This window comes from Bradyrhizobium oropedii (genome assembly GCF_020889685.1).
GTDB classification, from domain to species: domain Bacteria; phylum Pseudomonadota; class Alphaproteobacteria; order Rhizobiales; family Xanthobacteraceae; genus Bradyrhizobium; species Bradyrhizobium oropedii.
On the sequence record NZ_JACMYO010000392.1, the window covers coordinates 1 to 2,009 of the forward strand.

Here is a 2,009-nt window from a genome sequence, read left to right on the forward strand (position 1 = left end):
ATTAAACGAGAGGCGACTTCGTCCTGTCTCGCGCGCACCCGCAGTCCCTTCTCCAGCTCTGCAATCTGCTCCGACAGAGATTCCACATGCTTCAAGAGATTTTGGCAAACGCTGCGAGCCAGATCGGCAGGTCCGGATATGTTGCCAGGAGCTCAGCCAGTCGGGGGATATGTCTCACGCCCTGAGCCACGATCAACCCGTATTCCGCAAGATGCCCGCGCAAGGCATTAATCGCCTGTGTACGCTGTCGAACCAAGAGATCACGAACCTTGAACGCCATGGAAGAAGCTTGCTTCTCGGCGCTCTTGACGCCGACAAAGCGCATCGTTGGTCGAGGCGCGGCTTCGGCGATCGCTTCGGCATCCGCTGCATCGTTCTTCTGACGCTTAACGAAGGGCTTCACGTACGAGGGATGGATCAGCCGGATATCGTGGCCGAACTTACCGATCTCCCGTCCCCAATAATGGGCGCTGGCGCAGGCCTCCATCGCGACCACACACCTCGGCAACTCCGCGAAAAACTCAAGCAATCTGCCACGGTGGAGTTTCTTACGCAGAACGGTCCTGCCATCCTGCCCAGCTCCGTGGACCTGGAACACGTTCTTGGCCAAATCCAAACCAATGATGCTAACCTCGTCCACGGACGTCCTACTTACCGGGTTTGAACACCCACATCTTGGCACAATCGATGCCGTCGGGGGGCGTCCACTCCATCGGTTATGCTGTCTACAAGGCGCTTGCCCGCGGTCATGGCGGCGCGATCCAGCTTGCTTTTTGTCTCGCCCATGCCCGAGGCAAATTCATCGAGGTCTACAAGACGATGCAGTCGCCATTCGCGCGTGAGGTGATCGAACGCCTGCAGGCGGTCTATGCTATCGAGGCGGAGATCCGCGGCATTAGTGCCGAGCAGCGGCTTGCCGTCCGGCGCACCAGGAGCGCACCGCTGATGGCGGCGCTCAAGGCGCGACTGACCGAGATGGTCGACCAGCTCTTCTCGCAGTCGAAGCTGGCGGAGGCGATCAACTATGCACTCAATCACTGGGACGGGTTGACGCTGTTTCTTCGCGACGGCTGCGTCGAGGTCGATTCCAACACGGTAGAGCGTTCCATGCGCCCGATTGCCATGGGAAGACGCAACTCATTGTTCAGCGGCAGCGAAGGCGGCGCCGAGAGCTGGGCGATCCTGTCGTCGATCGTGAACACAGCAAAGCTCCATGAACTCGATCCTCAGATCTATCTGACGGACGTACTGGAGCGGATCGTCTCCGGGCGAACCAAGAGCCACCAGCTCCACGAGCTGCTCGCCTGGAACTGGAAGGCGGCCCGTGAGCGCATCGCACAGGCTGCCGCATGAGCCCACGTCGCCCTAAAGCTTCATCGTCGATGGCGGCCGCCGCGATGCCGCTTGCGGAGCTCGAGCAATGGCTCCAGGCTCGCGTCGATCAGCATCCCGCCGCCACCAGTCTCCCCATGCTCGACGGCTACGTCGCCGCGATCGTGGCCGGACCGGTGTCGATGAGCCCGCTCGATTGGATATGCCCACTGCTCGCCATCGATGCCGACGCTTTCAACCACGGCGGCACCCCGGAGTTCGCTGCGATCTCCGCCGCCGCGCTGCGTCATAACGAGATCAGCCAGATCCTTTCCACCACGCCTAGCCAGTTCGCCCCGATGCACCGGCGTCAACCCAACGGCGAAGTCGATCCGCGACCATGGTGTCAGGGATTCTACGCCGCGATGCGGCTCAGGCTGTCGGCGTGGGCGCCATTTCTGGACGCCAGCAACGTCAGTCACCGTCTGCTTCTGCCTATTCTGCTGCACTGTCGCGACGATCAGGCCGGTCCGCTGCTCGGACCGCCACGGACCGGCCGCGATACCCGAGACTCTCTGCGCAACGCCCGCCTCGATATTCCCGCAGCCGTCGAGGCCATGCGCCAATACTGGATGCCGATCCGATACGCACGCGCCCGCTGATCACCGCCGACGTGGGAGCTCATACCGGTTACGCTT

At 61.8% G+C, this 2,009-nt stretch carries 2 protein-coding genes and 1 pseudogene; 2 read left to right on the forward strand and 1 reads right to left on the reverse strand.

Translation table 11 applies throughout. The features are described from left to right. Window positions 1-640: pseudogene (locus H8A95_RS42715) on the reverse strand (IS110 family RNA-guided transposase); the annotation flags it as partial. A gap of 47 nt (window positions 641-687) precedes the next feature. On the opposite strand from H8A95_RS42715, the gene tnpC reads away from it, so the two are divergent. Next, window positions 688-1,353 (forward strand): IS66 family transposase, encoded by a 666-nt coding sequence (tnpC, locus tag H8A95_RS42720; protein WP_229188409.1) that lies wholly within the window; start codon window positions 688-690, stop codon window positions 1,351-1,353. Window positions 1,354-1,382: 29 nt separating this feature from the next. Then, entirely contained in the window at window positions 1,383-1,973 is a 591-nt protein-coding gene (locus H8A95_RS42725) for a UPF0149 family protein (RefSeq protein ID WP_229188410.1), read from the forward strand. Window positions 1,974-2,009: the final 36 nt, after the last annotated feature.